Genomic DNA, 7,289 nt, shown 5'->3' on the forward strand with positions numbered 1-7,289 from the left:
GAAGAAGGAAACCGCATGCCCCGCCGTTCGATCCTCTCCGCCGCCGAGCGCGAAAGCCTGCTGGCGTTGCCGGACACCAAGGATGAGTTGATCCGTCACTACACGTTCAGCGAAAGCGACCTCTCCATCATCCGGCAGCGGCGCGGCCCGGCCAATCGGCTGGGCTTCGCGGTGCAGCTCTGCTACCTGCGCTTTCCCGGCGTCATCCTTGGCGCTGATGAGCCACCGTTCCCGCCATTGCTGAGACTGGTCGCCAACCAGCTCAAGGTCGGCATCGAAAGCTGGGACGAGTACGGGCAGCGTGAGCAGACCCGACGCGAGCACCTGGTCGAGCTGCAAACGGTGTTCGGCTTCCAGCCGTTCACGATTGGCCACTACCGGCAGGCTGTCCAGTTGCTGACCGAGCTGGCCATGCAAACCGACAAGGGCATCGTGCTGGCCAGAGCCTTGATCGAGCACCTGCGGCGGCAGTCGGTCATTGTGCCCGCCCTCAACGCCGTCGAGCGGGCGAGCGCCGAAGCGATTACCCGCGCCAACCGGCGTCTCTACGACGCCTTGGCTGAGCCGCTGACGGACGTGCATCGCCGTCGCCTCGACGATCTGCTCAAGCGCCGCGACAACGGCAAGACGACGTGGCTGGCCTGGCTGCGGCAATCCCCGGTCAAACCGAACTCGCGGCACATGCTGGAACACATCGAACGCCTCAAGGCGTGGCAGGCGCTCGACCTGCCCTCCGGCATCGAGCGGCTGGTTCACCAGAACCGGCTGCTCAAGATCGCCCGCGAGGGCGGCCAGATGACGCCCGCCGACCTGGCGAAGTTCGAGCCGCAGCGGCGTTACGCGACCCTGGTGGCGCTCGCCATCGAGGGCATGGCCACCGTCACCGACGAAATCATCGACCTGCATGACCGCATCCTGGGCAAGCTGTTCAATGCCGCCAAGAACAAGCATCAGCAGCAGTTCCAGGCATCCGGCAAGGCGATCAATGCCAAGGTGCGGCTGTTCGGGCGCATCGGCCAGGCGCTGATCGAGGCCAAGCAAGCGGGCCGCGATCCGTTCGCCGCCATCGAGGCCGTCATGTCCTGGGATGCTTTCGCCGAGAGCGTCACCGAAGCGCAGCGGCTCGCGCAACCCGAGGACTTCGATTTCCTGCACCGCATCGGCGAGAGCTACGCCACGCTGCGCCGCTACGCGCCGGAATTTCTCGACGTGCTCAAGTTGCGGGCCGCGCCCGCCGCCAAGGACGTACTCGACGCCATCGAGGTGCTGCGCAGCATGAACAGCGACAACGCCCGCAAGGTGCCCACCGACGCGCCGACCGAGTTCATCAAGCCGCGCTGGCAGAAGCTGGTGATGACCGACACCGGCATCGACCGGCGCTACTACGAACTGTGCGCGCTGTCGGAGCTGAAGAACGCGCTGCGCTCCGGCGACATCTGGGTGCAAGGCTCGCGCCAGTTCAAGGACTTCGAGGACTACCTGGTGCCGCCCGCGAAATTCGCCAGCCTCAAGCAGGCCAGCGAATTGCCGCTGGCCGTGGCCACCGATTGCGACCAGTACCTGCATGACCGGCTGACGCTGCTGGAAACGCAGCTCGCCACCGTCAACCGCATGGCGCTGGCCAACGAGCTGCCGGACGCCATCATCACGGAGTCGGGCCTGAAGATCACGCCGCTCGATGCGGCGGTGCCCGATACCGCACAGGCCCTGATCGACCAGACGGCGATGATCCTACCGCACGTCAAGATGGGGTCCGCTTGGAAAAGGGAAAATAACCTACGCTAAGACTACTTTTTAACCAATCGGCTATTGGATATCACTCGGTTCGCGGGGCTACAGCGTTTCTGTGTCCGAAACCGAACGATTGCGTACACCATGCCAATAACATGTACGAAAGTAAGCAAAACTGTTAACGGACAGTCAGATCGTTCCGTACATCCCTTACGGTCAGGGGTTCGCGCTCAATGGAACGAAATCACTCGTTAAGCTCAAAACGCTTAACGTAGGAAAATTTCCGTTTTCCAAGCGGACCCCAGGAACGGGGATTTATGCGCGTCAGCGCATGTAAGGCGGCAGGATGAAATGACGGGTAGCACTGAGGGTTAGCCGCCGATACCAATGAGGGATCGAAAGGGATCGCCTATCCATCCCTTCACCCTGTAAAGCCATACCCACTAAAAGCGGCTCAGAGGCTTCTGTGCGCGGTCGGAGTGGTCACAACAAGGCGAAGCCGCAGTTGGGGCGTATCTCCGCGTTAGCGGGTCGTCAGAGCCGCTTACGAGCGTGTTAGCAAATCGTTCAGCGATATTTGCTGACGCATCCGGCGTGGCCGGATTTGTCTAATCCCTCGACGGCTAACAGGCGAGCTGTTAGCCCTCTCACGATTCCGATCTAAATGCCCCGCGCTTTAGCGTGGGGAGCTACTTTTGAGGCGCTTGCGCCGATGTTGTTCGGTTATCCACTTTTTAAAGGGGATAACAGTAAGGTATATATATTTTTTTGGTTTATCTTTTATTACGTAAGTAATTAAAAGATAAACCAAAAGAGTAATTGCGGCATATCGTTTGCACTTCATTATCACTTACCCACAAGCTATACAGCAGTTGTGGGGGGCTACGCCGGAACCGCCGAAAAATCCGTCATTCCGATAGGAGGGATGATTTGGATTTCGGAAATTATTGTACGTTAAGGCTGTTTTTTGTACTGAGGTTTATTGCAGACGTGCAGAATCCCCGCCAGCTAAAGCGGTAGTAGGCGGGGATCAGGCAAAGGTTAGGGAGTAGTATTCCTGTTTACGCTGGCGAGCTACTTCACGCTTCGCTTTCATCCTGGCTAACCCGGCAGCGGCTTTACGCGTCCAGTTCTCAACCTTGATAGCGATTAACCGGACATCCCCGGAGGATATGATTTCATTCGGGTCGGCCTTAAGTAGCCTGGCGCGTTCCCGGTAGACCTGTTTCAGCGGAACGCCGAGAATGGCAAAGAAATCCTCTGTAACCTCGATGTGCTTGCAGGCGCAACGGGCATCATAAGGATTGAAGGGGGCTTTTTCTGAGATAATGGCATTGAGCCAGGAGAGGCGATCACATCCCCGGCTGGCACGTGAAATAGACTTGTGACCCGCATCACTGCGCGTCGCAAGTCCGGCACGTTCGGCCAGCGTTTCAAGGTTATGTATGGTTTGCCAGTCCCTTAAATCCAGATCGTCAAGGATGGCCAACATCAGCTCGCAAAGAGCCTCAAGCCCGAACTTGTTCGCTTCATTGACCCAATACTTGTTGTGCCGGATGCGGCGCCGAAGTTCGTTTTTGATTTTGATACGCCCGGCTTCGGTCGCCAGCGACTTAATCCACCGATTGAGGAACCGGCGACGCTTGCGCGAGGCAACGTTATAACAGGGGCTTTGCTTTGCGACGCCCGTAGGTGATACGGACGATTTGAGAGAGAGACTCTTATCAGTCACACCCGCCCGCACTTATGGCGAGTCTGAGGGGTTGTGTTAGGTTATGCATTTGCTATAATCCTTCACAGGCCAGCGCCTGCTTTTGGACCCCCTGATCTCTGTCTCTCCCGCCAAGTTGAAGCAGATTTCAGGGGGTTTTTGCATTCAGGGGTTGAGCTTTCGCTTCACCCCATCCCTGGACGCTATTACCGGGAACGTCCCACCCGCATGAATACTGTAAACGTCGGTAAATTACCACGACGTTACATTAGGATCAATTATCTCGCCAAAGATCCCGCAAAAAACCACTCTATTTTATTACCAAAAATCATAAAGTTGTATGAATCTCAATAACATTGAGACTATAAATATAGATCATCCTCCCATCGTTACCCTATCTATTTAAAACACGTAACCCCTGATTTTTACGCAAATTTTTTGTGTAGAAATCAGGGGTTGGACAAGCGAAGCGCGGCAGGGTTACGGGCGATGTTTCAGGCATTCTGTAAGCTGGGCGACCAGTTTTCGTGCGTCATCAAGTTGTTCCGCCATTTTTCGCGCCTCGTCAGCAATGCTTCCGTTTGTTGGCTGTTTTCCATTCTTGTGCATTTCCAGCAATATTTTTGCAGTGACATCATTCACTGTATAAAAATAATACTCTGGATATCCCAAAACATCTGCAATCTTCTGCACCAAGCTAAAGGGCGGCTCGGTTCGACCTATCTCATAACTTGATAGACGGGAACGAGTGCTAACCCCTTCAATTCCAATCAATTCTGATAATTTTTCTTGAGATAGACCTACTGCTTTCCGGGCTTCTTTTAATCGCTTAGGCACCATATTTACCCCCCCCTTTTGGGAAGGCTCATCTTACAAGTCACAAATCACTCAAATGTTGTGATATTGAGTGATGGTTGATTTTGAATGATTTAATGTTATTATCATTAGCAGTTCTTGATGTTGACACCCCGAAGTGGCTGTATAAAATACCAGGTGTAAATTTATACAGTTAATCTATGAGTACGCGCTCTAAGTTCCGCCAACTTAGGACGGCGGAAAATGGGGGCTTGTGCCCATTAGGGAGGATCTTATGTATGAATGGTACGTTTTATACTGCAACAATCAGGATGTTGAACGCATCACCCGAAGAGTCGAGGGACTGGATGTCGAGGTGTTTTGCCCCCGCTATATCAAAGTAACGCCACGTAAGGATTGCCGGGCGGTACGTCAGGAAGAGAAGGTGCTGTTTCCTAATTATCTTTTCCTCTGCTTTGACGTCAACATAACGCATACATCGACTATCACATCAATTCCGGGCGCGCATGGTTTTGTCAGCTTCGGTTCAACACCCTGCACCGTCCCCAAATCAGTGATAACAGCGATTGAATGCGCCCGTCTGATGGCGCTCAATCCTGATGAAGATGCTATCGAGTGTCGAAATATTGCCCCGGACTTGCTGGCAAAAATTCAAGAACTCTCTCTGATAAGGTCTCCGCTCCAACGCCAGGTAGCCTTTTCAAAACTACTCCAGAACCAATACCACTAACCACAATCTGACCTCCCTTGCACCGCAGGCTTCATAAGCTGCGGTGCTTTTTTCATAGGAGTTTTTACCTCATGCCGAAAAGCGTACCAGGCAAATCAAGCACGGCTGTTATTTACATCGGGCAAAAGCGCTATCAGGAGTTAGCAAAGCAAGCCCGTGAAATCAGCTACCTGTCTGAATCAAATATCCGGCCAAGCACCTTTCTCCAGTTCCTGATGGATGAATTTGGTGAGCAAGCCCGTACCGAGCTGCTCCGGCAGCTACTCGCAGAGAAACAAAAGGAGTAATGCAATGAGAAAACCCACCTATAACGTGTACGTCACGCAGGAAACCCAGCCCGACGAGAACGGCGAAAAAAATACGTACTGGACGAAAGTCGGTGCGGCCTTCGCACACAACGGCAAGCCGGGGCTGAACATCATGATCACGCCCGGTATTTCCGTTTCCGGCAAGCTGGTACTCCTCGAACCTAAAGATGACGCAGCGCCGCAGGCTGCTCCTGTGAGTTAAAACAGGGAGACAGCACAATGAATCAAGACAATACCAATGCCTGGCTTGCGTTCGCAGGCTGGTTGTTCGTTCTGTTCATCATCTGGCTGATCACCATTTTTCTGTTCTGAGGTTGCTATGCTTTCCACCACTGCTTTTCTGGCGGTGGCTATGCAGTGTGCCGCCACCGTTCACCCTTCTACATCCCTCGATGTGGCAAGAGTGGAGTCCGGTTACAACCCCTATGCCATCGCTGAGATCGTGCCTAAGCCCGAACGAAAACCCGGCGATAAAGGCTTTATTACTCACATGCCAAAAAGTAAGGAGGATGCAGTCAGCATCACCAATCAGATTGAGGCGAAAGGTCGCCGCTACTCTGTTGGCCTGATGCAGATAACCAGCACCAATTTTAAGCGTTACGGCGTCACCGCTACTGACCTTTTCAATCCCTGCATCAATCTTTCCGTCTATGAAAAAATCATCACCGACTGCTACCAGCGGGGCGGCACCCTGAAAAGGGCGTTGAGCTGCTACTACTCCGGCAATTTCAGTACCGGACAACAGCAGGAACCCGCTTTTTCAAAGACGAGCTATGTACAGCGGATTGGCTACTCCCCGGCGGATACCCGCTATGCCGTTCCCGGCACCCGCGATGATATCGCAACCCCAGCGGCCACCCTGAAAGCTACGCCTGTGGACGCGCCGACGCGCCCGCGCGTGGTGTGGCCGGGGGCGATCGTTCGCGGCGTTCCGGCTCAACTCCGCCAGAAAAAGGCGGCCACCGTCTATTACCCCGCGCAGGTTGTGCGCGGAAATCGCGATGTAACAACGAAAGAGGAAGAAAAATGAAACTTTTCAGTAAGGTAAAGGAATTAATCAGCCGTGCATCTGCTTATGTTCTGGCTCCGGCCATGAGCGTTTTTGCTGCCAGTCCGGCGTTCGCTGATGGTTTTAGCCGGGCAAATACCATCATGGAGAAGGTATCCAGCGGGCTGCATGGTCTGGCGGCTATCACGATCACCGTGGCCGTGATCTGGATTGGCTATAAGACCCTGTGGAAAGGCGAGAGCCTGTCGCAGTGCGGCTACATCATCATTGGCGGCATTTTAATTGGCGGAGGCAGTGAAATCGGCGCTCTGCTGATGAGCTAAGAGGCTGAATATATGGCAAAGCTGCTCAAGGCAATGAAACGCCCGGCGGCGCTGTGGGGGGTGCCAATGGTGCCCCTGCTGGCTGTCACGGGTGTAACCATCATCGTTGCTATCTGGACTTCCGTCGCTCTCCTGTTCTTACTTCCTGTGCAATTTCTGGTGATGAAGTCCCTTACCAGAAATGAACCGATGCGGTTCAATCTGATTGCCGTATGGCTGAGAGCGAAGGGAAAGCCGGTAGCGAACCGTTTATTTGGCGCAACAACATTTATGCCCGTTGAGCATGATGATGTTGATATCAAGGAGTTTCTCGACGCCATGAAACTAAATCAGTGTGCCACCATCAAGAAGTACATCCCGTACTCATCGCACATTCATCAGCATGTGGTTCGTTCCCCTAAGAGCGATCTGTACTGCACCTGGGAATTGATGGGAACGCCGTTCGACTGCGAGTCTGACGAATCGCTCCAGTTCGGGACGAACCAGTTACACGGGCTAATCCGCTCATTCGAAGGTATGCCCGTTACTTTCTATATCCATAACGACCGCAATACGTTTACCGACAATCTTCATAAAGATTCCGGCAACCCGTATGCAGATGAAGTTAGCCGTCTTTACTACGCTTCTGTCGGTCTGTTCCGGCGCAACCGCCTGTTCCTGA

8 protein-coding genes and 1 pseudogene are annotated in these 7,289 nt (G+C 53.9%); 7 read left to right on the plus strand and 2 right to left on the minus strand.

What is annotated here, in order from left to right:
- Positions 1–15 precede the first annotated feature (15 nt).
- Positions 16–1,749 (plus strand): annotated as a pseudogene (locus ABTW55_RS14015) (Tn3-like element ISPa38 family transposase); the annotation flags it as partial.
- A gap of 1,012 nt (positions 1,750–2,761) precedes the next feature.
- On the opposite strand, the gene ABTW55_RS14020 reads toward ABTW55_RS14015, so the two are convergent.
- Together ABTW55_RS14020 and ABTW55_RS14025 are read right to left on the minus strand one after the other, a co-directional pair.
- Positions 2,762–3,463, minus strand: a complete 702-nt coding sequence (locus ABTW55_RS14020; protein ID WP_255212247.1) for a RepA family replication protein — start codon at positions 3,461–3,463, stop codon at positions 2,762–2,764.
- Between the two features lie 459 nt (positions 3,464–3,922).
- Complete coding sequence (locus ABTW55_RS14025) at positions 3,923–4,282, minus strand: helix-turn-helix transcriptional regulator (RefSeq protein WP_034950652.1); 360 nt, start codon at positions 4,280–4,282, stop codon at positions 3,923–3,925.
- 250 nt (positions 4,283–4,532) lie between these two features.
- Here ABTW55_RS14025 and ABTW55_RS14030 point away from each other — a divergent pair, with 250 nt between their 5' ends.
- The 6 genes from ABTW55_RS14030 to ABTW55_RS14055 all read left to right on the plus strand — a co-directional run.
- Positions 4,533–4,988, plus strand: coding sequence for a transcription termination/antitermination NusG family protein (locus ABTW55_RS14030; RefSeq protein WP_009309974.1), 456 nt, complete (start codon positions 4,533–4,535; stop codon positions 4,986–4,988).
- A 71-nt stretch (positions 4,989–5,059) separates the two neighbouring features.
- Positions 5,060–5,275 carry a hypothetical protein gene (locus tag ABTW55_RS14035; RefSeq protein WP_004178170.1) on the plus strand — a complete coding sequence of 72 codons (216 nt, stop codon included), beginning with the start codon at positions 5,060–5,062 and terminating at the stop codon, positions 5,273–5,275.
- A 4-nt stretch (positions 5,276–5,279) separates the two neighbouring features.
- Positions 5,280–5,498, plus strand: coding sequence for a hypothetical protein (locus tag ABTW55_RS14040; protein WP_004178172.1), 219 nt, complete (start codon positions 5,280–5,282; stop codon positions 5,496–5,498).
- Between the two features lie 117 nt (positions 5,499–5,615).
- Positions 5,616–6,326, plus strand: a complete 711-nt coding sequence (locus tag ABTW55_RS14045) for a lytic transglycosylase domain-containing protein (RefSeq protein ID WP_004178175.1) — start codon at positions 5,616–5,618, stop codon at positions 6,324–6,326.
- Positions 6,323–6,628 (plus strand): TrbC/VirB2 family protein, encoded by a 306-nt coding sequence (locus tag ABTW55_RS14050; RefSeq protein ID WP_012457109.1) that lies wholly within the window; start codon positions 6,323–6,325, stop codon positions 6,626–6,628. The genes ABTW55_RS14045 and ABTW55_RS14050 overlap by 4 nt, the downstream gene beginning before the upstream one ends.
- A gap of 12 nt (positions 6,629–6,640) precedes the next feature.
- On the plus strand, positions 6,641–7,289 hold a 649-nt coding region (locus ABTW55_RS14055), incomplete at its 3' end, for a VirB3 family type IV secretion system protein (RefSeq protein WP_350429267.1).

Source organism: Serratia sp. SM04, from assembly GCF_040280225.1.
GTDB classification, from domain to species: domain Bacteria; phylum Pseudomonadota; class Gammaproteobacteria; order Enterobacterales; family Enterobacteriaceae; genus Serratia; species Serratia sarumanii.